At 34.2% G+C, this 20839-nt stretch carries 20 protein-coding genes, 1 tRNA gene and 1 pseudogene; 11 read left to right on the plus strand and 11 right to left on the minus strand.

Annotation, left to right across the window (positions count from 1 at the left end; genetic code table 11):
- Positions 1 to 436: 436 nt before the first annotated feature.
- From OPR29_RS01505 to rpmE, 5 genes are all read right to left on the minus strand, one after another.
- On the minus strand, positions 437 to 1324 hold the full coding sequence (locus OPR29_RS01505; protein ID WP_264375708.1) for an aspartate carbamoyltransferase catalytic subunit: 888 nt from the start codon (positions 1322 to 1324) through the stop codon (positions 437 to 439).
- Positions 1325 to 1404: 80 nt separating this feature from the next.
- A complete protein-coding gene (locus OPR29_RS01510) occupies positions 1405 to 2421 on the minus strand; it encodes an extracellular solute-binding protein (RefSeq protein WP_265025328.1) in 1017 nt (338 codons plus the stop codon).
- A 123-nt stretch (positions 2422 to 2544) separates the two neighbouring features.
- Positions 2545 to 3717, minus strand: a complete 1173-nt coding sequence (locus tag OPR29_RS01515) for a hypothetical protein (protein WP_265025329.1) — start codon at positions 3715 to 3717, stop codon at positions 2545 to 2547.
- 91 nt (positions 3718 to 3808) lie between these two features.
- Complete coding sequence (locus tag OPR29_RS01520) at positions 3809 to 4594, minus strand: NAD kinase (RefSeq protein ID WP_265025330.1); 786 nt, start codon at positions 4592 to 4594, stop codon at positions 3809 to 3811.
- 21 nt (positions 4595 to 4615) lie between these two features.
- Positions 4616 to 4828 carry a 50S ribosomal protein L31 gene (gene rpmE, locus OPR29_RS01525; RefSeq protein ID WP_006013575.1) on the minus strand — a complete coding sequence of 71 codons (213 nt, stop codon included), beginning with the start codon at positions 4826 to 4828 and terminating at the stop codon, positions 4616 to 4618.
- Positions 4829 to 4953: 125 nt separating this feature from the next.
- On the opposite strand from rpmE, the gene fabD reads away from it, so the two are divergent.
- Both fabD and OPR29_RS01535 read left to right on the plus strand, forming a co-directional pair.
- Positions 4954 to 5922: an ACP S-malonyltransferase gene (gene fabD / locus OPR29_RS01530; RefSeq protein ID WP_265025432.1), complete on the plus strand. Its 969-nt coding sequence runs from the start codon at positions 4954 to 4956 to the stop codon at positions 5920 to 5922.
- Positions 5923 to 5974: 52 nt separating this feature from the next.
- Complete coding sequence (locus OPR29_RS01535) at positions 5975 to 6721, plus strand: hypothetical protein (protein ID WP_265025331.1); 747 nt, start codon at positions 5975 to 5977, stop codon at positions 6719 to 6721.
- Here OPR29_RS01535 and gpmI read toward each other — a convergent pair.
- Positions 6716 to 8224, minus strand: coding sequence for a 2,3-bisphosphoglycerate-independent phosphoglycerate mutase (gene gpmI / locus OPR29_RS01540; RefSeq protein WP_265025332.1), 1509 nt, complete (start codon positions 8222 to 8224; stop codon positions 6716 to 6718). The two genes, OPR29_RS01535 and gpmI, sit on opposite strands and share 6 nt — an antisense overlap.
- A gap of 195 nt (positions 8225 to 8419) precedes the next feature.
- On the opposite strand from gpmI, the gene OPR29_RS01545 reads away from it, so the two are divergent.
- Positions 8420 to 9157 carry a leucine-rich repeat domain-containing protein gene (locus tag OPR29_RS01545; RefSeq protein WP_213864013.1) on the plus strand — a complete coding sequence of 246 codons (738 nt, stop codon included), beginning with the start codon at positions 8420 to 8422 and terminating at the stop codon, positions 9155 to 9157.
- 87 nt (positions 9158 to 9244) lie between these two features.
- On the opposite strand, the gene OPR29_RS01550 is transcribed toward OPR29_RS01545, so the two are convergent.
- Both OPR29_RS01550 and alaS read right to left on the minus strand, forming a co-directional pair.
- A tRNA-Asn gene (locus OPR29_RS01550) sits at positions 9245 to 9316 on the minus strand.
- A gap of 203 nt (positions 9317 to 9519) precedes the next feature.
- Complete coding sequence (alaS, locus tag OPR29_RS01555; protein WP_265025333.1) at positions 9520 to 12159, minus strand: alanine--tRNA ligase; 2640 nt, start codon at positions 12157 to 12159, stop codon at positions 9520 to 9522.
- 218 nt (positions 12160 to 12377) lie between these two features.
- On the opposite strand from alaS, the gene OPR29_RS01560 reads away from it, so the two are divergent.
- The 6 genes from OPR29_RS01560 to fmt all read left to right on the plus strand — a co-directional run bounded on the left by OPR29_RS01560 (position 12378) and on the right by fmt (position 16639).
- Positions 12378 to 13334 carry a hypothetical protein gene (locus tag OPR29_RS01560; protein ID WP_265025334.1) on the plus strand — a complete coding sequence of 319 codons (957 nt, stop codon included), beginning with the start codon at positions 12378 to 12380 and terminating at the stop codon, positions 13332 to 13334.
- A gap of 289 nt (positions 13335 to 13623) precedes the next feature.
- Complete coding sequence (locus OPR29_RS01565; RefSeq protein WP_007302083.1) at positions 13624 to 14373, plus strand: hypothetical protein; 750 nt, start codon at positions 13624 to 13626, stop codon at positions 14371 to 14373.
- Between the two features lie 211 nt (positions 14374 to 14584).
- Positions 14585 to 15028 (plus strand): PAS domain-containing protein, encoded by a 444-nt coding sequence (locus OPR29_RS01570; RefSeq protein ID WP_019236701.1) that lies wholly within the window; start codon positions 14585 to 14587, stop codon positions 15026 to 15028.
- Positions 15029 to 15126: 98 nt separating this feature from the next.
- Complete coding sequence (rpmI, locus tag OPR29_RS01575) at positions 15127 to 15333, plus strand: 50S ribosomal protein L35 (protein ID WP_006013548.1); 207 nt, start codon at positions 15127 to 15129, stop codon at positions 15331 to 15333.
- A gap of 21 nt (positions 15334 to 15354) precedes the next feature.
- Entirely contained in the window at positions 15355 to 15720 is a 366-nt protein-coding gene (gene rplT / locus OPR29_RS01580; protein ID WP_007302081.1) for a 50S ribosomal protein L20, read from the plus strand.
- Between the two features lie 19 nt (positions 15721 to 15739).
- Positions 15740 to 16639, plus strand: coding sequence for a methionyl-tRNA formyltransferase (gene fmt / locus OPR29_RS01585; RefSeq protein WP_012481877.1), 900 nt, complete (start codon positions 15740 to 15742; stop codon positions 16637 to 16639).
- 87 nt (positions 16640 to 16726) lie between these two features.
- Here the strand turns inward: fmt and OPR29_RS06060 are convergent.
- Positions 16727 to 16807, minus strand: a pseudogene (locus OPR29_RS06060) (WPE palindromic element domain-containing protein); the annotation flags it as partial.
- Between the two features lie 86 nt (positions 16808 to 16893).
- On the opposite strand from OPR29_RS06060, the gene OPR29_RS01590 reads away from it, so the two are divergent.
- Positions 16894 to 17850, plus strand: a complete 957-nt coding sequence (locus OPR29_RS01590) for an IS5 family transposase (protein ID WP_213863789.1) — start codon at positions 16894 to 16896, stop codon at positions 17848 to 17850.
- 164 nt (positions 17851 to 18014) lie between these two features.
- The gene (locus OPR29_RS01595; RefSeq protein ID WP_230609266.1) at positions 18015 to 18215 is read left to right on the plus strand and encodes an ankyrin repeat domain-containing protein; all 201 of its coding nucleotides are present in this window, start codon (positions 18015 to 18017) and stop codon (positions 18213 to 18215) included.
- 349 nt (positions 18216 to 18564) lie between these two features.
- Here the strand turns inward: OPR29_RS01595 and OPR29_RS01600 are convergent, their stop codons facing one another.
- Entirely contained in the window at positions 18565 to 19155 is a 591-nt protein-coding gene (locus tag OPR29_RS01600) for a COQ9 family protein (RefSeq protein ID WP_052264643.1), read from the minus strand.
- Positions 19156 to 19173: 18 nt separating this feature from the next.
- On the minus strand, positions 19174 to 20706 hold the full coding sequence (locus tag OPR29_RS01605; RefSeq protein ID WP_052264644.1) for a Mur ligase family protein: 1533 nt from the start codon (positions 20704 to 20706) through the stop codon (positions 19174 to 19176).
- Between the last annotated feature and the right edge of the window lie 133 nt (positions 20707 to 20839).

Here is a 20839-nt window from a genome sequence, read left to right on the forward strand (position 1 = left end):
AACAATGTCATCCCAGTGCTCCGACACTGGGATCCATTTTCCATCATCATTAGAAACGTTATATTTTAGCATAACTTTTAACTCACAAATTTAACTGGATGCCAGTGCTGGCTACTTTTATGACATCTATCATTTTATGTTTATAGTATTTTTTGCAAATAAACGTTCGTAGTTGTAAATTAAATGCAAAAAAATACTTGACACATTTGGTAAGTTGATTATTATCAGTAAAAATGAGGGTATTTTAGAGCTCGAAATCCACCTTATTCAAGTCTGCAGACTTTTCAATTAATTTTTCAATAAAAAATATAGCACAGTCTACTTCAGTGCGTACACGTACGCTTAATTTCTGTCATAAGGTGTGTTATATTTTTCTAAATCTTTTCTTTATAGGAGGGTCATTATGTCTAAAATTCCTTAAACATTAATTTTTAACTTAAACATTTATTAAATAGTGCAGTACTGCCTTACGCGTTGCTAATCCAAACTTTACTTGCTGTAAAATAACACAATCTGCTATATCATTGCTAATCTCGATACCTCTATTTATTGGTCCTGGGTGCATAACAATTGCATCTGGTTTTGCGTGCGATAGTTTTTGTGCATCAAGTCCATACAAGTGAAAATATTCTTTTTCTGAATAATTATTATTCATGCGCTCTTTTTGCAACCTTAAAAGCATAATTACGTCAGCATCCTTTATACCTTCAGTTAGTGAGTAGTGAAGTGAATCTACTTCAGAAAAATGTTTACACATCAAAGCTGGTGGTGCAACTAAGCTTATTTTTGCTCCAAACATTTTTAGCAATCTTATATTTGATCTTGCAACTCTACTGTGCAAAATATCTCCACATATCACAATTTTGAGGTTTTTTATTTGCTTTTTATGACTGATAATTACGAGATAATCTGCAAGAGCTTGAGTTGGGTGTTCACTGCTTCCATCGCCTGCGTTGATTAGCGAGCAGTTGACATGCTTTGCCAATGTATTAATAATACCACTACTTTTATGCCTGATTATCATATAGTCAGGATTCATTGCATTTAGTGTTTTTATCATATCTTTTAGATCTTCCCCTTTGTTAATAGAAGAAGATTTTATTGGTAAAGTTATAACATTTGCTCCAAGGCTCTTTGCTGCTATTTCAAAAGATGCGAGCGTACGTGTTGAATCTTCAAAGAATAGGTTTATGACTATTTTATTTTTCAGAACATGACTATTTTCAACTTTTTCTTCAAGGTATTGGTTGGCTAATTTAGTTATATTTTCTACATCACCGATTGTGAGGTCTGAGATATTTAATAAATTCCTTCTCTTGTCCATAGCTCCTTTTTTGAGCTTATTCTACTTTCTTAATTTCAATTACACAACTGTAAAGTAAAGTAGAAGGAAGCTATAAAATTTTATTTCCACTTACATTCATCTGCTATCATAACAGCCTCAAAGAGATGCTTCTCAAGCTCACTTATAGGCAGAGTACTTTGTAGGTAATTTCCCCAAGATTTTAACACATCAGAAGTTTCAATACCTTCAACAATAGGATATTCTTGATTTTTTTTAGCATATAGCTCTTGAGCCTGTTTGCTTACAAAAAACTCCAATAAAGCTATGGCATTTTCTCTGTGTTTTGCGTTTTTTGTTACTGCTGCACCACTAATATTCACCATTACACCATCACTCGGAAAGAAAGCTCCTAACTTTTCTGTGATATTCTTTTTATTTTCTGATGAAAGGATTCTTGCAAAGTAGTAGCTATTTACTATTGCAACATTGCCTTCACCAGCGGCTACAGCATAAATTTGATCTGTGTCACCACCGCTTGGTTTTCTTGCCATGTTGCTTACAATTCCACTCACCCATTCTTTTGTTTTTTCAAAACCATTTTTTGCAATCATAAAAGCGATCAATGATCGGTTATATGGACTTGTGGAAGAGCGTACTAATATTTTCCCTTTCCATTTTTCATTCGCTAAATCTTCATAGGTACTTAATTCCTTAGGATCTACTGATTCTTTATTGTAAACCAATATTCTAGCTCTTTTTGTGAGACCAAACCAATAATCTTGATTATCTCTAAATTTTGCAGGTATGGCATTTTTTAGAGTCTCTGAATCCACTTGAGATAAGAGCCCTCTTTTTTTGGCTAAAATCAAATTCACTGCATCTGCAGTTAAAAACAAATCAGCTTCACCGCCATTTTCCATACGTGAAAGCAATTGGGAATAATCGTCAATGATATAACGTACCTTGATGCCAGTGGTTTTTGTAAAATCATCAAACAAACTATGTACTAATTCTTCTTTACGAGATGAATAAACGTTTACTACTTGTGAATCATCAATTCCGCTATTTTTATATAAAAAATTAACGACTATCAATAAAGCCGCTACTAAAGATATAAATATTAAACCTTTTTTCATAAACAAACCCCTTCCTTGTCATCATCTCAAGCTATCAAAATAGCAAGGTCTTAGCAAGTGTAAATCTTCAAAACGTTGCAGTTACAGTACTGGAATAGCGATAAAAAGAAGTACGAGCCAGATTTAATTAATAATATAAGTAATATCTGGATGGCCACATCGTTCAGCAACTACTTGTAACAATTTTGAACTAATCTTTTCTTGACTGCTTTTTACAGTTTTAATAGCTGTTTCATTAGGATTTTCACTATTAGCATCTTTTGTATCTAATAACAAGTAATCTTTAAAATCAGTTTTGCTCCAATGATGAATTGTGCAAGCTAAAGTGAAAAGCAGTAGAGTGCCTGAAATTGCAACGATTGGCCAGTAAATAGTAGGATTTGTGTATGAACTTACTATGTTGCTCAAACCACCTGTTGAATAAAGTGCTAAAGGGAAGGTTATGTTTCCAGTAATAAGAACTGTTCCTAAGATAGGAAGCCATATTCTATCATTGATTAATGAATTTACTTTACTCTTGTAATAGATTGGCTGGCCTGTAAGTTCTACGATGTTTGAATTACTTTTTGCTTTTTCTGGAAGAGAGTGAAACGTAAAGTAAACACGATTACCGTTGCTATATTTTAATACCAAAGACTTGATGCATTTCTCATCTTGCTTAAGTGTATCTAATATCTCACCTAAAACTTCTTGAGTGTCTCTTTTTGTAATCTTGTGCTCCTTAGTACGGACTGCTTGCATAAGTTCCCACGTAATTCCCAAGACTAAACAAGACGCTAATACCACGCCGAATATAGTAACAGGATTTACGCTGCCGATGAATCCAATGAATTCTCTTTGCTTCACAGCTAAAACGATTGCTGTAATACAACACGCCGTAACAAGGCCTACAAAAGGCATTGTAACTTTCTTCTTTTGCATCGTATATTTTACTTTCTGTAAAAATCTGTTTGTCTTTTTATTATCTCCAAGCAAGGAGTTTTCAGAGTCATCTGTTTGATATGATGGTGGAGGAGAAGGTGATCTGCTAACTGATACACTACCTGAACTCTTTTTCGAAGTTTTTTTACTTCTATCTATTGATGCATAAAGAGGTTCTGAACTGTTCACATTCGATCCTTCTTGCCTTTCTTCATAAGAACTTGATTCGCTAGCCGAACTTGTATGTTGTAAAATTTCATTTTCACCATTTGTTTGTTTCGTTGTTTTGCGAGGTTGTGGTTGTGGTAGAATTGTTTGTTCTATTCCACCTCTTTCAGTTGTTCTGACGTTTCCTACGTTTGCTGATTCAGGCATATTTGCTCCAAAATTAATCACTATATTGTGTTGATTACGTTATAATTATTAAGATATGGTAAATACTAATTTAAAGATAAGTATGAAGAATTTAGTATAAAAATTGCTTATCAAAAATCCTCTCGTCTAATGAGCAATCTTTATCAAAAAGCAGAGTGACTGTGTTTTCGTGATCTTTCTGCATTTTTATCTGCGATATATCAGGAAATTCCTTGTAATCTGATACTACAAGTGCTGGACGATTTTTCACATCATTGATATCAATTTGCACTATTGTATCATTTGAGATTAGCGCTCCATTCCAACGCCTTGGGTAGTAGCTATTAATGGAAGTCAGTGCAAGTAAATTTGAATTAAGTAGTAAGATTGGCCCACCGGCAGAGAAGTTATATGCAGTGCTACCTGTTGGGGTAGACAATATAATTCCATCTCCTCTGAATTTTTCTACTTTTAGCTTATCATTAATGGTAATATTCATCTCCACTATTTGATTTGCATTTCTAAAGACATACACTTCATTTACTGCGATGTAATGGTGTTTTTTGCCACTTATGTCTGTGGCTTCCATTTTTAGTAAAGTTAGCTGAGTAGGAACTGCATGTTCTATATGATCAATTAGATCTTCAAAGCATTTATTCATCAAAAATCCGACGTTACCGGTATTTATTCCATACACATGTATATCTTTATTTCCTATGACGTAGTTGTGTAGGGTGCGTAGCATAAAACCATCGCCACCAACAACTATCAGCAGATCAACTTCATGCTTACCTGCTTCTGCTATATTGATAAAATTGAGTTTCTGTAGTAGTTTAGATACTTCCTGAGACTTGGGTAGCGAAGAAGCAATATAGCCTACATTTTTATATTTATACATGTTAAATAAAGAGGGGAGGAACTAAAAAAGACTCCCGTATTTATCATTAAACTTAGCTATTTTACTATCCTTCTCCCCTGAACCGCTTGTCAAACTTCCAGTCCATGCAGGATGAGTAAGAGGATCTCTATCAAGCTTTATTCTTTGACCTTCTTTTCCATAAGTGGAATAAGTTTCAAACTCTTGACCATCTGTCATAACTATAGTAACTTTGTGATAATCGATTTCTGCCATTGTTCTTACAAATTTCTTACCAGCTAAGATTTTAGTGAATCTGGTTCATTTGGTCAATCATTATTGTGAAATATTGACAAAAAATAAATAAAGTAGTATTCTCAATGAAGAATGAAAAATTTTTTATGATTTTTGCTTTTCCTGGTCAGGGCTCCCAATTTGTAGGAATGGGAAAGAGCTTATATGATGAATTTTCAGTTGCAAGGCAAGTATTTGATGAAGTAGATGACGTATTGGGTAGAAAGCTGTCTCATTTGATTTTCAATGGCCCTATTGAGAAATTAACTATCACGGAAAACGCTCAGCCAGCTATAATGGCAGTGTCAATTGCAACGCTACGTGTTATGGAGCATGTGCTTGGTAAATCTCTTCACAATGTTCAGTATGTTTGTGGGCATTCAGTTGGCGAGTATACAGCGCTGTGTGCTGCAGGGGCATTGACGCTTGAGTCTGCAGTCAAATTGCTAAAAGTTCGTAGCGAAGCAATGCATGAAGCTTCACTAAAATGCAAAGGTGGAATGTTTGCTCTACTTGGAGCAGAAATAAGTGAAGTAGAAGGTATATTAAAATCAGCTCAAATTGATTGTGAAATTGCAAACGATAATGGTGGTGGGCAGGTAGTGGTGAGTGGTACTGCAGAGGCTCTTGAGGTCTTACCTGATTTATTCAAAAACTCAAGTGTCAAGAAAATGATAAAATTACAAGTTAGTGGGCCTTTTCATTCATCTTTTATGAAACCTGCTGATGAAAAACTTCTGGAATTTTTAAAAAGCATCAACATAACTCGCCCTTCGATTCCTTTTGTATCAAACGTTACAGCTAAGGAAGAAAGTGATCCAGAGATCATAAGAGCTTTGCTCGCTAAGCAAGTTGTAAGTAGAGTAAGATGGAGAGAGATGGTTTTATATATGACAAGCCATGGCACTAATAAGTTTGTTGAAGTTGGCCCTAACAAAGTTTTATCCAATTTAGTTAAAAGAATTGACCAATCTATCAGTGTGAAAAATATAGATAGTATTGGTGATATTAATAGCTTCTTTGATGAATCATTAATGTTGACAGCAAAAAATTTAAAAATAAAAGCTTATAACTAACATAAAGTAAAATTTGTACTATTTTTTTGCTTTGATTATTGATAGCAGCGGAATGTCAAACATCGACACTAAAGAATATGATCTAGCGTTGGGTGGTACCACGGTTAAGCTTTTTATTAAAAGTAGCGATACAAGTGGGATCAATTTTATTAATGTGCATCAAAATGAAGTAACTTCAAAAGGGGCTGGTGAGCATATACTCCAGCAGTTTGGTGGAAGAATGCTATACATTACTCATGGTGATGGTACTCCGCGTAATGTAGAATTTTACTTAAATGGTGAGCGGTATGAATTCGATCCCAATCGCATGTTTGATGATGTAGGTGCAGAAGCTAGCTTAAGAGAGTTTGGCAGTGTTTCAGAAGATGCTTTGAGAGCTGTTAGAAACTTTGCAGAAAGAATTTTAGATTTTTTACTTCCTGGTCAAGATCACGTTATCGCTCTGCACAATAACTACAATTCTCCCAGCTACTCATTCAAGAGCTATTTTTCCCCACCACTTTCTCATGATGTGCTAAAGATTTCTCCAGAAGTGTGTCCGGAAAGTGGAACGGGTGAGTTTTTCTATACGACAGTTGAAGATTGGTTCGATGCTTTAAAACAGAAAGAAATTTTTAATATAGTATTGCAAAATAACAAAGCAGTTGAAGATGATGGTTCTTTATCTGTATATGTAGGGAAGAATAATATTCGGTACTCTAATGTGGAAGCTGAGCATGATCATTTAGAGCAGCAAATAGATATGCTATCTTCTATACACAGTGTTTTATTTCCTCAACCCTTAACAATAGAGTTATAGCAACATGGAACGCACTAACGAACTACCTGTCATTTCATTTGGCTTTTTGAGTCCAAGTAGCTGTAAAATAGTAGGAGCAATATCAGATAATTTTCCATCTCTCAGTTTTAAATTTTCACAAGATATAATAAATGGAACTTTATTTAGAGTGTGCGCTGTGTGAGGTGTGTTATTTTCTTCATCGAACATACATTCCACATTACCATGGTCTGCTGTAACAATGAGTGCAGTATTACCCACTTCTTTGACAACGCTGAGTACTTTTGCAAGGCAATCATCTACAGCGAGCACAGCTTGCTTGGCTGCTTTTATATTACCTGTGTGTCCCACCATATCAGGGTTAGCGTAGTTTACAACTATCAGCGCAAATTCTTGAGAATGAATTTTTTTTACAAGCTCTTCTGTGAGCTCAAAGGCTGACATTTCAGGCTGCAGGTCATAAGTTTTAACTTTTGGTGAAGGAATTAGTATTCTTTCTTCACCAGAAAAAGGTTCTTCTCTTCCACAATTAAAAAAGAAAGTCACATGCGCATATTTCTCAGTTTCTGCAATGCGCAGTTGCCGTAATTTATTGTCTTCTATTATCTGTCCCAAAGTGTTGGCAAAAGATTCAGGAGGAAAGAGATAAGGGATTTTTAAGTCCGCTTTATATTGCATCATACTTAAAATTGAAGAGAATTTTGCCACTTCAGTATAGCCTGCTTTACCAAGACAAATACTTGCCAATTGTATCATTCGATCAGCACGAAAGTTAGCCAATAGCAATCCATCTTCTGGTTTTATACCTTGATAATCGCCTATTATTGCGGGCCTGATAAATTCATCGGTTATATTATTTTGATAATTTTCATCAATAAGCGATACTGCATCATCATAACGAGGCGCCTTTGCAAATGCGATGGCTTCATAAGCTTCAATTGTTCTTTCCCACCTATTATCACGGTCCATAGCATAATAACGCCCAGAGACAGTGGCGATTCTTATATCATTTTCCTTTATGCTTTCTGTAAATTCTTGAATGCATCTTTTCCCTGAATTTGGCAATGTATCTCTGCCATCTAAAAATGCGTGTATTACAACTTTAATTCCGCGCTGTGATATCTTGTTTGCTAAAGCTGAAATGTGCTTTTGATGCGAATGAACACCACCATCTGATATCAATCCCATTATATGGCATATGCCATTCTTACTTTTTAGATCATTAATAAAATTCTGTAGATTTGCATTATTTTCTATCGTTTCGATTTCTTGATTAATACGCTGAAGGCTTTGCATTACCACTCTACCACTGCCAATATTCATATGGCCAACTTCTGAATTGCCTATTTGGCCTTCTGGTAATCCAACATCAGTTCCACAGGCAGATAAACTGCACTTTGGATAATTAGAGCTAATATGTTGCCAACAAGGTGGATTTGAATTGCTAATAGCATTGTATTTACTATTTTCTATTCCATTACCCCAGCCATCTAGTATACATAAAACGACTGATTTAAAGTTCATATAAAAGTTAACATCGAAACCCTCAATGGTACCAAAAACAAACTCTTCTCACAACTTTTGTGTTAAAATAAGAGATAGAAAAAGCTGCTTGGAGGCAATGGTATATGAAGTTTTTCATAAAATATTTTATTAAAGTGATTGACAGTTGCTGAAGTGTTTACTAAAACACTTGCATAGCTTTAATAGTGAGGTCAAATGAGTTATAGCCAATATGTAAAGGATAATACTTTAGCAACATCAGGTGCTATAATTAATGTTGATAGATTAGTAAACTTTTTAAAAAGCAATACAAACATTACAAGACTTATTTTACGATGTTCAAAAATTAATTATGAGGTTATAAAAGAATTAGCTCAGCTTTCTCATCTTACTTCACTTGATCTAAGTTGCAGTTATGTTGGTACAGAAGGTGCAAAGATTTTAGCAAGCGGGAATCTTATAAATCTTACTTCGCTTGATTTAGGAGGAAACGAAATTGGTGATGAAGGTGTAGAGGCTTTAGCCAGTGGAAATCTTACAAGTCTTACTGAGCTTAAATTATATGATAATAAAATTGGCGATAGGGGGGCAAAAGCTTTAGCAAGTGGAAACCTTCAAAAGCTTATTTTACTGAGTTTAGGATGGAATGAAATCAGTAATGAAGGTGCAGAGGCTTTAGCAGCAAGTGGAAACCTTAAAAATCTTATTACACTTAAAGTATATGATAACAGCATTAATTACAGAGATGTACAGACTTTGGCGAGTGGAAATTTGGTGCGTCTTACTTCGCTCATTTACAATTATTGCAGTATTGATGAAACATTGCCAAAAAATGTCCTTCCTCAATTAAAAAGGAAATGTAATAAAAGAAAAATAGGAGAGGAGCCAGATAGCAAGCTAAGTGAAGCGCAGACATCTTTGCATTTTGACAGTAAAGGCTTTAAAACTATATAACTTCACACGTTTTGTCTGTTTAAGAGACAAAAAAAAGGTAGTGAATTTTGGGCTAAAAGTGAAATGTACAGATTGTATAAAATAGTGCTCCCCGGGCCGGATTCGAACCAGCGACCAATTGGTTAACAGCCAACTGCTCTACCACTGAGCTACCGAGGAATAAACTGCTTTCAACTTATCACATTGAACGCCGATTGTAAACGATTTTTATGTAGACTTTAGACCTAGATATCATTCCAGTGCATGGAGCTGTAATCTAGTTCTTATTACCTGATATGCTCATTTGACAGTTAAGTCTTCTCTACCCCTATTTGCATAATACCTTCGTTTACGGTTAAAAGATATCGAGGTAGTAGGGTGTATTAGTTTTTGCAAGCTGTTATTTTGCTATGGATTGCTGTAATGGCATCATCTATTTTATTGTTATCACAGCCTGTTTGGGCAAGTTCGGCATTTCCACCGCAATCCCTTCTGGTTACAGTAGATACTAGCTCTTTTGCATTGATCTTATTAGTTAAATCTTTACTTACTTTGACAATCAAAACTGTTTTATCCTTTTCTGTTACCATGAAGGCTATTACAGTTTTCGGTTTTTGTTGCTGTAGAGCAAATTCCCTTATGATACTTCCTGGAACGTCAGTAAAAGTGTGGCTTACGAAATTTATTCCATTTATTTCAGTACTTTTTATATTTTCTACACTGATAATCTTTTTATAAAGATTTTTTATTTTGGTTTCAAATTCTTTGCGCTCTTGGCTTAAAATACTGAGTCGACTTATTATTTCATTTACTGGTGCTTTTACGCATTCTGCAACTTTTTTTAAGCTAATTTCGTTATTGCGTACATAATTAATTGCTTCTTGACCGGTTAAAGCTTCAATTCTTCTTACTCGAGATGCAACGGAACATTCTGCTGCTATCTTAAACAAACCAATTTCTCCGGTACGCTCCACGTGTGTACCACCACATAATTCTTTTGAATCTCCAATTTTTACAACCCTAACATTATCACCATATTTTTCACCAAATAAGGCCATCGCTCCTTCGTCTATTGCCTCATCCATACCTTGAACTTTTGTGGACGTAGAAAGATTTTCTCTGATTAGAGAGTTTACTATATCTTCTACTGAAGACAGCTGATCCTGAGTGACTGGCTTATTGTGACTAAAGTCAAATCTTAGTCTATTTGGTACGACTAGAGAACCTTTTTGAGTAACGTGATCACCTAAGATTTTTCTGAGTGCAAAGTGTAGAAGATGTGTAGCTGAATGATTTCTTCTTAAGTCTTGTCTTCTTTTTTTGTTAATACTAGCTGTAACTGTATCACCTTTACGAACTGAACCAGACTCCACTATACATCTGTGTAAATATAGGTCATTAATCTTGTTGGTATTTTCCACTATGATTACGCCTAAATCTGGTGTCATTCCAGCGCGTGACGCTGGAATCTGGATCCCAGTATCAAGTACTGGGATGACAAGAAGGAACTTTCCAATATCTCCCACTTGTCCACCTGACTCTCCATAAAAAGGTGTTTTATCAAGTATAATAGTTATCTTTTCTCCTTCTTTTGCAGAATCAATTACTTCATTTTTAGAGGAAATTATTGCGAGTACTGTTGCATCCTTTACTTCATCACGTTCATAACCAACAAATTCCGTTTTGCCAAACTGATCGATTAAATTAAACCATACTTGTTCAACAGATTTTTCACCAGATCCAGTCCAATTAGCACGTGCTCTTTCTTTTTGCTCTTTCATTGCATTATCAAAACCTTTTTGGTCAAAATTTATTTTCCTTTCTTTCAAAATATCAAGTGTGATATCCAAAGGAAATCCATAAGTGTCATATAGTTTGAATGCTGATTCTCCAGATAGAGTGTCACCTGATTTTAAATCTGCAGTGAATTTGTCCAAGAGATTAATGCCTTTCATTAAAGTGTCTTTAAAGTTTTCTTCCTCTGATTTTAACGTTGTTTCTATTAAGCTTTTAACTCTGATTAGCTCTGGATAAGCATCTCCCATATAAGCCAAACTTGTGCCATCTATGAGTGCAGGAAAAACAAGGTTCAATAGAGAATCATTATATCCAAGTAGGTGGATATAACGTGCTGCTCTCCTGATCAATCTGCGTAGTACATAATTTCTTCCTTCATTTCCAGGAAGCACTCCTTCTGCGATGAGAAATGCAGCTGCACGAAGGTGATCTGCGATAATCTTATGAGCTACTTTATTTTCCGTATTTCCACAGTACTCTTGCGATTTACTTACCAGAGCAGAAAATAGGTCAATATCATAGTTATCATGAACGTTCTGCATAACAGCTGCTATTCTTTCAAGGCCCATTCCGGTATCGATGCATTTTTTTGGTAATTTTTGTAAATTACCTTCTTCATCTTTATTAAATTCCATGAACACCAGGTTCCAAATTTCAACAATTCTGTCGTCTTCATGTAAAGCGGAATTTCCATGATCGTAAAAGATTTCAGAACATGGGCCACATGGACCAGTATTGCCCATGCTCCAAAAGTTATCATCTGTTGTAATTCTTATGATTTTATCATCTGAAAAGCCACTTATCTTACGCCAAATTTCATATGCTTCATCATCAGTGTGGTAAACAGTTATGGATAGTCTGTTTTTATCAAGAGACAATTCTTCAGTAATAAATTTCCACGCAAATTCTATCGCAGTTTCTTTAAAGTAATCACCAAAGCTAAAATTTCCGAGCATTTCAAAAAATGTGTGATGCCGAGATGTATAGCCAACATTTTCAAGATCATTGTGTTTACCACCTGCTCTGAGACACTTTTGACTTGAGACGGCACGTTTCATTTCAGTTTTTTGCGTGCCGGTAAAGATGTTTTTGAACTGTACCATACCAGCATTTGTAAACATGAGTGTTGGATCATGCTCTGGAATCAAAGGAGAAGAAGGAACTTGCTCGTGATTATTATTTACAAAAAATTTTATAAATCTTTCTCTAATTTCGTTTAGCTTCATCGTTTTTACTGAGGTTATCTATGCATAATAAGTTGTAACAGAAGTAAAATCAATTTATCAATCTAAATATTAATATATACATTACTTAGTATAATAAAAGTAACTTTTACATAAAAATTTTAATAAAAAGATATAGGTTTAAATATTTTATCCACTAACATAGAGAAGTATTTGTTAATTCAAATAATATTTTTGTTAATTAATTTAAGGAGTGTGAAATGCCAAAAAAATTCCAAAACACTAAGAATAGCATGCGAAAGAGAGAAACAACAAATAAGCAGGAGATGGATGGTCCAACAATTAGAATTGTATCTGACTTGGAAAGTATAAAACAAAACAGAAGAGTAGAATTTTTAATTAAAGGAGAGAATTTAACAGTAAAAGACCTCTCTATATCTTCTAGAGCAGCTGAGATAGGCTTGGTTACAGGAATAGTAAATTCAATAGACATTCCTCAAGCAATTCGTGAATCGACAATAGATGGAATTATTTTAGGTCTTAAGAGTGGAGAAATAGAAAAAAGTAAAGAATATAATTATAGAGAATTTAAGAAAATATATCTAAAAAACCTTGTAGATGAATTGGGTAAGGATAGTTCAAAAAAGCTAAAAGAAAGAACTGATGAAAATAGCCAATTGAGAGAATCTACTACTGAAGAAATTGATTATCAGATGCAGGAAGATGTAACTATCGAATCAGCTTCTTTAACAAAACAAGAATTCGATTTTGCATCAAGCAAAGTAACTACTAAAGAGATTAATGACGTAATAAATGAAATAGAAGAATCAAATGCTAGTTATGGAATTACTCCTGAAGATATAAGTAGTGTTTCCCGTTTTGATAGTAATTCACAAGAAGTGTTAGATCATTCTATATTTAATAGCACAGATGTGGAAGGGCCTAGATTACCCGAAATAAATGGAGGACAGTATATAGGAATAGCAGGGATTGCTGGTGGTATATTTGGTGGAGTGCTAGCAGTAGCTTTTGCAGGATTAGGATACTTTGTATGGCATAGAAAAAATAGGGAAGGTAGCTACGATGTTGAAAAAGCGATGAAAAACCTTCCTGAACAAGCTCAACTTGAGCATTCCGGATCTACATCAGAAATAGAATCTTTGCTCAGCAATGCTACATCGGTAGCACATCTATCTTCTCAGATTAGTGTCGAGTAAGATTCCAGAGTTTGATGGCACAACAGTGCCATCAACTTAGCTCTTACAGCACTTATATGCTCTGGAACCAAAGGAGAAGAAATTTTCCTGTCTTACAAAAAATTTTATAACTCTTTCTCTAATTTTATATCGTTTTTACTAAGGTATAATAAATTGCAATGAGAAATTCAGATATTAATATATGTATTATTTAGTATAATAAAAATATAAAAATCTTAGTGAAAAGATGTGGACTTAAATAATTTATCTTTTATACATAAGGAAATATTGGTCAGCTTGGGGGTCATATATGTCAAGAAGATTTAAAAATACTGTAGGAAAAAAAAGATCAATCAATAAGGAAAAAAGGAATAGATGGATTAGTATTGAATCAGAATTGCGAGATGTAGAACAAAACAGAACAATATATTTTCTATTGGGAGGAGGTGATTTAAAACTTAAGTATGTATGTATGCTTGACGATACATCTTATCGTATTCTTGTTGCTGAAGGAGAAATAGTGCATGCAGAAAATCCAAAAGTGATGATTGATGATATTGTTTCTGATCTCAAGAGTGGAAAAATACGAAGTTATAAAAGATATAATGCCAAAGAGTTTTATGAAAAGTATCTCAAAGAGTTTTTGAGTAATGAGAACTTGCAAAAGCTGGAAGCTGGTGATATTGAAAATACAACAGCAGAACTACCAAACTTAAAACAAGTAATGGAAGAAATGAAAAAATCAAACGCTAGCAATGGAATTACAATGCGAAATATAGAAAGTGTTCAAAATACGACGAATATTTTGGGTAATCCTATGATTCATGATACAAACTTGAGAGAGTTTAAATTATTGGAAACACCTTCAAACGAGAAAAATAATATAGTGTTCACAGTAGGTATGTTAGCAGTAACAGTAGCTTTGGTAGCAGCTGTACCATTTAAATGTTGGTTTTATAATAGAAAAAATAAAAGCCATAGTAGTGCTAAGGAAGAAACTCCATCTAGTTATTTATTAAGTGCAATAACTTTAGAAAGTGGAACTAATTCTATTCGTTAGCCAAAATATTGCAAAAATAGAATTTTTTTATTATTTTTTTACAGTTTCCTCATTTAATAATTTTTATGCTCTAATTATTATACTTAATTTATCATTACCTGTTGTGTAAACAGGATGAGAATTTTCAATAATCTACATCCTTTAGTAAGAAAAAATCAATACATTCACGATAAATTTACCTCATATCTGTGTTTTATATGTGGAATTTCGAATGGAAAATTATGCAGGCAAAGAAAGAAGAATAGTGAATATAGTTACTCAACATTGGAGTGATATAAAAGGATCAGATAGAGAATGGCCAGAAAGACATGAAATAGACACTGCAGAAATCATGGAGTCATGGCAGCATTGTTTTATCATTGAAGTTAAAGATCGAGGTTATATTTGTGAAAATGCAGGAGAAAAAGCTATTGAATTCTATGGTTTTGAAAAAAAGATGTACATCGATGATAAGTATGCAATTGATGCACCATTTTTGCGGTTATATAAAATAGATGCAGTTATTGATAAACTTGAGACTGTAATAGAGAGTAAATGCTCAATTAACGAAGAGGAAGAAAGTGAAAGTGTTAAAATAAGGCAAGTATTGCTACCAATTGGGAATGAAGAAGGTATAACACATATACTGGGTGTGATTACATTCAAGCTGCTTTAAAATACAATTTTAATTTGATTCTTTAATAAAATTATCTATACTCATACTTAATTACTAATAAAGAACTAAATAGTGGTGTTTGTAAATTTGTTTAGAATATGACGAAAATAAAATTAAAAACAAAATCTTCTGTCAAAAAGCGCTTTCACCTTACAGCTAAGGGTAAAGTCATCTCTACTCAGTCAGGTAAGAGACATGGCATGGTAAAAAGAAGTAAATCTAATATTCGTAATCAACGCGGTACAACGATTCTCAATAAATCTGACTCGCGTATAGTTAAACTTTATATGCCTTATGGTATTTAATAAAATGGAGGTAAGATAAAAATGGCTCGGATAAAGCGTGGAACCGCTACTCATGCTCGTCATAAAAAGGTATTAAAATTAGCAAAGGGTTATAGAGGACGGGCAAAGAATTGTTATAGAATTGCATTACAAAGGGTTGAAAAAGCACTACAGTATGCTTATAGAGACAGAAGAAATCGCAAGCGTGATTTTCGTGGTTTGTGGATAATACGTATTAATGCAGCGGCAAGAGAACATGGACTTACTTATGGTAGGTTTATGCATGGTCTTAAACTTGTTGGAGTTGATTTGAATAGAAAAATTCTTGCTGAGATGGCTGTTAATCATAAGGATGATTTTGCTAAATTAATAGAAACTGTAAGTAGTAAGTTAGCAGAAAATTCCTAAAGCAAACACACCTGAAAACATGAGAATTATTTTCATGGGGTCACCGGGGTTTGCTGTTGGTGCGTTAAACTTACTATTGAAATTACAGAGTGAAGTAGTAGCAGTATATACCAAAGCTCCAAAGCCTTCTGGACGTAGGCAGAGGTTAACAAAATCGCCAGTACACATCGTTGCTGAAAAAAGTGACATAGAGGTATGTACTCCTGCCTCTTTAAAATCTTCGATAGAGCAAGAAAAGTTTGGAAATTTTAAGCCAGACGTTGCAGTTGTTGCTGCGTATGGATTGATACTTCCAAAAGAAATTTTAAATATTCCCAAATATGGTTGTATTAATATTCATCCATCATTGCTGCCTAGGTGGCGCGGTGCAGCTCCGATACAGCACACAATTTTAGCCGGAGATCAAGAAACCGGAGTTAGCATTATGCAGCTAGATGAAGGATTAGATTCTGGCCCTATTTTAAAACAGAAAAAATTTCTTATTGAAAAAAGCGATAATTATAAGACGTTGTATGATAAATTGTCTGAATTAGGTAGTGATTTACTGCTGAAAGTACTAAACGAAATTGAAAAGCAAGTTCCCTTAAAACAGAGCGATAACGATGCGTGCTATGCTGACAAAGTAAAAGACTATAAAATTTACGCAAGTGACGCCTGTGAAATTGCTTATAGAAAGGTTAAAGCATTTTATCCAAAAGCATTCATTAAGGTAGAGAATAAACGTATCAAGATACTTGATGCTGAATTTGAAGCCTTCACTTCAGGACAAGGTGAGATCATTAATGATAATATGCATATAAGTTTAAAAGGTGGTACTTTAATTCCTAAAGTTGTACAAATGGAAGGAAGAAATCCTTGCGATATTAAAGATTTTGTTCGTGGCTTAAAATCAAGTTTAACAAAAAAATTTATAGAATAGACTACTTTGAAAGGAGAGTGAGGAGAGCTAAAGCAACTTCTACAATTTGGTATTCCGCTGCTTGTTAGCGGAATCTACAACAAGATACCGCGTTTTGGTGTACGAACATTGCAATTTGCAGGTAATTTGAGTAGTAGATGGTGTCATTCCAGTGCTTGACACTGGAATGGCTTTGTTGCACCACTCAAGGAAAGAACAGGCAGTTACTGATGGAATTTGTTATAAAATAGATATTTAGCCGACAAAGGAAAAATATGCCAATAAGAATGAAAGTCAGTAACTGCAATGAATATAACAAATTTCTTCAAGAAAGGGGAAATGTTTTTCATTATATCAACGATGCCATTGAAAATTGGTACGAAAATAGTCCAAAAGTAGCAGGTGGCAACAATGTCTACAGCGACAAAGTAGTGATTCTAATTCACATAATAACCTATCTATTCAGGATTGGTCTTAGGCAAACAGTGGGATTTATAGAGAAATATCTTGAGCAAATAGGGAAAATTTTGCAAATTATCAGCTATTCGCAGGCTTCAAGAAGGTTTAAAAAGCTTAATATCAAAATCAACGACTGCAGAGTTGATAAGAACGATATGGAAGATATTGAAATTGCTATAGATAGTACAGGTATCAGCATCTACAATAATATTCCAGGCCATAGTAAGGCAAATGGTACAGATAGAAAGTATCGCCGCTATGAGCAAACAAGAAAGCTACATGTAATGCTAGAGATAGGTAGTAAAAAAGTTATAGCTGCAAAATACAGTAGTGGAGTTTATTCCGACCACTATGGAGCCTGTGATCTTATTGAAAGAGTGGATACCAAGTATAACATAAGCACGATATATGCAGATAGGGCATATAATCGAAAGAAGTTATACAAACTGTGCGATGAGCTTGACATAAAGACAAGGATTCCTCCGCAAAATAATGCAGTAGAGCATCCAAAGTTGGATTATATGAATGAGAGAAATTCTACAATCAAGCTCATAAAGTCATATGATGAAGATGGTATGAAGAGGTGGAAAAAAGAGATAAATTATTGGAAGAGATCTTATATAGAAAGTTTTTTCTCGCGACTGAAGCAAATATTTGGATTTAGTTTTAGGAATAAATCTGAGATTAATCGTGAGAAGGAACTGCTACTCAAGTGTTATTTGCTTAACAAATTTACTGAAATAGGCATGGCTAAGTTTGATATAGCTTCATGAATTTATTATACATTACCCACTATCCGAAGAGCTGTGCAACAAAGCCATTCCAGTGTCAAGCACTGATCTTCAATCTCCCTACATCTCTGCGTCACGCACTGAAATGACACCCTGAAGCTTTAGCTATAAATATTAAGCAAGCAAAAAAAGGCAAAAGAAGCCTCATGGAGATAGTTGCTCCACTCTTTTTACTTGATGCTGCTCAAGCAGGTCACTTGGATGTAGTAAAATACTTAGTAGAAATAGCAAACGCAGGTGTTAATTATGTAGTTAGTACTCTTAGTCTACCTCATTTTGACTATGAAAAAACTTCTCTTGGAAAAACTGCTCTAATGTTTGCTGCTAAAAGTAGTCATTTTGTATAGTTTTATCCAACTCAGACGTAGTTTAACCCTAGAATTTATCCTTTGCAATTGTAATAAGGTCTATAAACTACTGCAAATCCAAATTTCTATTTGATCTTACATTCTTATTGTAATAACCTCTATGGATCACACAGCATTAGTCGTGTATCTGAACAGATACTTTTGTACATGGATCAGCTTTATGTGTATCAATTCTGTCTACTTCAAGTTTCCAGCAAAACTACTTTCTAATGTATTGCTTTCAATCAAGTTCTTTGTTAAGCTCACTGTTAGTGGATGTCAATTATCTTAACATAAAAATCAAGGCAGCTTTAGGTATAAATACGAGTAACTCGTATAAGTAAAGAGGCTATAAGAAGTTTCTTACCATTCTATTCAAACGGGTTTTAAACTTTTGAAATGTCATGACATTGTTGATACGTTTGTCAAGAAACGACAGGGTATCTGCAAAATCTTCTGAATAATCATTGATAAAAAAAAGTATCGTACTTAAGTACACTCCAGCTAATATTGCTCTTTTTGTATAGTAGTTAAAATCTGTTGATTGATCATGAATGCCATACCAAATCGCGCTAACAGTTCTGTACAAGAGTTTACTAGAAAAATATGTATTTTGGGGTAATATAGAGAATGATAAAACATTTTTTAAAAACTCTCTGTAATTTTGTAACTTAGCATAGTTTGAAAGGCGTATTTGGACAGCTAACTTTATCCGCTCTCTTACCTTCATATCTTCTAAATTGGAATTCCAAAGTTCAGTTTCCATTGAGCTATTTAAGTCCTCTGCTATGTACTCCAAAGCACTATATATTCCATTTTGAAATTTACAAAAACTATTGGCTAGGTTAAGGTTCGTGCACACTTTCAATAAGGTTGCATCACTTATTCCTTCAAATGGAACAACCTTAATCAGCTCATCTACTATTAACTTTTGTTCCATACAATATTATACTAAACATCACATATAATTATACCTGAGATTTTCAAACATTCTGCAAAATGCTTCACCGCGCTCTTCAAAATTTTTCCACTGATCAAAAGAAGAACATGCAGGAGAAAGTAATATCGCTACTTCTTCTTTGCTATTTATGGCCTCTTCAAAAGCCAGTTTAAATGCGTTTTCTAGATTATAGCACTTCATATAATCTATTTTGTTCTCCATAATGTTTGCAAAAACTTCAGTTGATTCTCCAATAAGAAAAGCTTTTCTAATCTTGGTGAAATGCTTGCTTAATGATTCTATTCCGCCTTTTTTGCTTTTTCCGCCAACAATCCAGTATATGTTTTTATAAGATAAAATTGCCTTTTCGGTCGATTCTGCATTGGTTGCTTTGCTATCGTTGATAAAAAGTACATTATGTATTTTGCCAAGAAATTCATTTCTGTGTCTTAGCCCTGGAAAGGATTTGATTTCATTGACAATAGTGCTGCTATCTACTCCAAGTAACTTGCACACAGCGTGTGCAGCTACTATATTTTCTACATTGGATACTAGGTTTACTTTCATATCACTCATTGATAAGTTGTGATTCTCTAGTTTTAGCGAGATCTCCTGAATCTCAGCACTCCTTTTGTCATCCAAGTAGCTGACACTGGGATCCAGATAATTTCGATCTATACCAGTAATCTGTTCACTATAATCAAGCAAATTGTTATCTGCCAATGATATTAGATCTCTTGCACTACCCTCTGTCATCTGGGTAGTTGGCAATGGTTTTTCTTTTCTGGTCACGCGCTGGAATGACACCAGGGAATATGTTACTGAAATTGGAATTTTGTTCCCAGTGAATTTATTGAATACATCAGCGGTAATTTTGTTATCACATCCTATCACGGCAATCTTGCTACTGTTTATCAGTTTTAATTTAGTTGCTATGTAGTTATTCATACTTCCATGTCTATCTATGTGGTCTGGTGTGATGTTTAGCAATACAGAAATGTCTACATTAATTTTATTTATTAGCTCCAATTGAAAAGAGGAGAATTCAATTACATAAATTTCTGCATCTCTTTCTAAATCCAAAATAGGCACACCTAAATTCCCGCCAATAGCTACTTTTTTCCCTGTGGATTTTAATATGTGCCCTATTAGTGACGTGGTGGTTGATTTGCCATTTGTTCCTGTAATGCCTATAACCTTCTGATTTGTAGTTTTAGTTTCAAGAAATAGCTCAATGTCTGATTTTATTTTGCAGTCAAAGCTTCTTGCAAGTTTTACTACCCAATGCGTTGGTATTGGCACTCCAGGGCTCAAAATTAGTGTGCTTATCTCATGCCAATTATACTCATTGGGATGAGTAAAGTTACACTCTTTATATATCTTTTTTGCATTTGCTATTTGCTCTTTATTATCATCCCATGCATATATTTTTGCACTGCTTTTTGTTAGAGCATTAATAACGGACAAACCAGTTTTACCAAGGCCGAAAACCGCAACACTTTGATTTTTGTATTTGTTTAGTTGCACTTCTAGATAACTTATGCGAACCATTTTATAAAGATATAATACAAATTATAATGACTTCTTCCATAGTTTTTGGCAGTGCTTAACTTTATTGTCACAACCTTAGCCAATAGAAAACTCCTTGACACATTTTGCCAGCTCCCTTGCCATGACAATAAGA

The sequence above is a fragment of the Wolbachia endosymbiont (group B) of Pammene fasciana genome, from assembly GCF_947251495.1.
Lineage (GTDB): Bacteria > Pseudomonadota > Alphaproteobacteria > Rickettsiales > Anaplasmataceae > Wolbachia.

Excerpts from the sequence above, each read along its gene's own strand:
- OPR29_RS01505 (WP_264375708.1), bottom strand. The coding sequence starts at position 1,324 with ATGGACAAGAGAAGGAATTTATTAAATATCTCAGACCTCACAATCGGT.
- OPR29_RS01510 (WP_265025328.1), bottom strand. The coding sequence starts at position 2,421 with ATGAAAAAAGGTTTAATATTTATATCTTTAGTAGCGGCTTTATTGATA.
- OPR29_RS01515 (WP_265025329.1), bottom strand. The coding sequence starts at position 3,717 with ATGCCTGAATCAGCAAACGTAGGAAACGTCAGAACAACTGAAAGAGGT.
- OPR29_RS01520 (WP_265025330.1), bottom strand. The coding sequence starts at position 4,594 with ATGTATAAATATAAAAATGTAGGCTATATTGCTTCTTCGCTACCCAAG.
- rpmE (WP_006013575.1), bottom strand. The coding sequence starts at position 4,828 with ATGGCAGAAATCGATTATCACAAAGTTACTATAGTTATGACAGATGGT.
- fabD (WP_265025432.1), top strand. The coding sequence starts at position 4,954 with ATGATTTTTGCTTTTCCTGGTCAGGGCTCCCAATTTGTAGGAATGGGA.
- OPR29_RS01535 (WP_265025331.1), top strand. The coding sequence starts at position 5,975 with ATGTCAAACATCGACACTAAAGAATATGATCTAGCGTTGGGTGGTACC.
- gpmI (WP_265025332.1), bottom strand. The coding sequence starts at position 8,224 with ATGAACTTTAAATCAGTCGTTTTATGTATACTAGATGGCTGGGGTAAT.
- OPR29_RS01545 (WP_213864013.1), top strand. The coding sequence starts at position 8,420 with ATGAGTTATAGCCAATATGTAAAGGATAATACTTTAGCAACATCAGGT.
- alaS (WP_265025333.1), bottom strand. The coding sequence starts at position 12,159 with ATGAAGCTAAACGAAATTAGAGAAAGATTTATAAAATTTTTTGTAAAT.
- OPR29_RS01560 (WP_265025334.1), top strand. The coding sequence starts at position 12,378 with ATGCCAAAAAAATTCCAAAACACTAAGAATAGCATGCGAAAGAGAGAA.
- OPR29_RS01565 (WP_007302083.1), top strand. The coding sequence starts at position 13,624 with ATGTCAAGAAGATTTAAAAATACTGTAGGAAAAAAAAGATCAATCAAT.
- OPR29_RS01570 (WP_019236701.1), top strand. The coding sequence starts at position 14,585 with ATGGAAAATTATGCAGGCAAAGAAAGAAGAATAGTGAATATAGTTACT.
- rpmI (WP_006013548.1), top strand. The coding sequence starts at position 15,127 with ATGACGAAAATAAAATTAAAAACAAAATCTTCTGTCAAAAAGCGCTTT.
- rplT (WP_007302081.1), top strand. The coding sequence starts at position 15,355 with ATGGCTCGGATAAAGCGTGGAACCGCTACTCATGCTCGTCATAAAAAG.
- fmt (WP_012481877.1), top strand. The coding sequence starts at position 15,740 with ATGAGAATTATTTTCATGGGGTCACCGGGGTTTGCTGTTGGTGCGTTA.
- OPR29_RS01590 (WP_213863789.1), top strand. The coding sequence starts at position 16,894 with ATGCCAATAAGAATGAAAGTCAGTAACTGCAATGAATATAACAAATTT.
- OPR29_RS01595 (WP_230609266.1), top strand. The coding sequence starts at position 18,015 with ATGGAGATAGTTGCTCCACTCTTTTTACTTGATGCTGCTCAAGCAGGT.
- OPR29_RS01600 (WP_052264643.1), bottom strand. The coding sequence starts at position 19,155 with ATGGAACAAAAGTTAATAGTAGATGAGCTGATTAAGGTTGTTCCATTT.
- OPR29_RS01605 (WP_052264644.1), bottom strand. The coding sequence starts at position 20,706 with ATGGTTCGCATAAGTTATCTAGAAGTGCAACTAAACAAATACAAAAAT.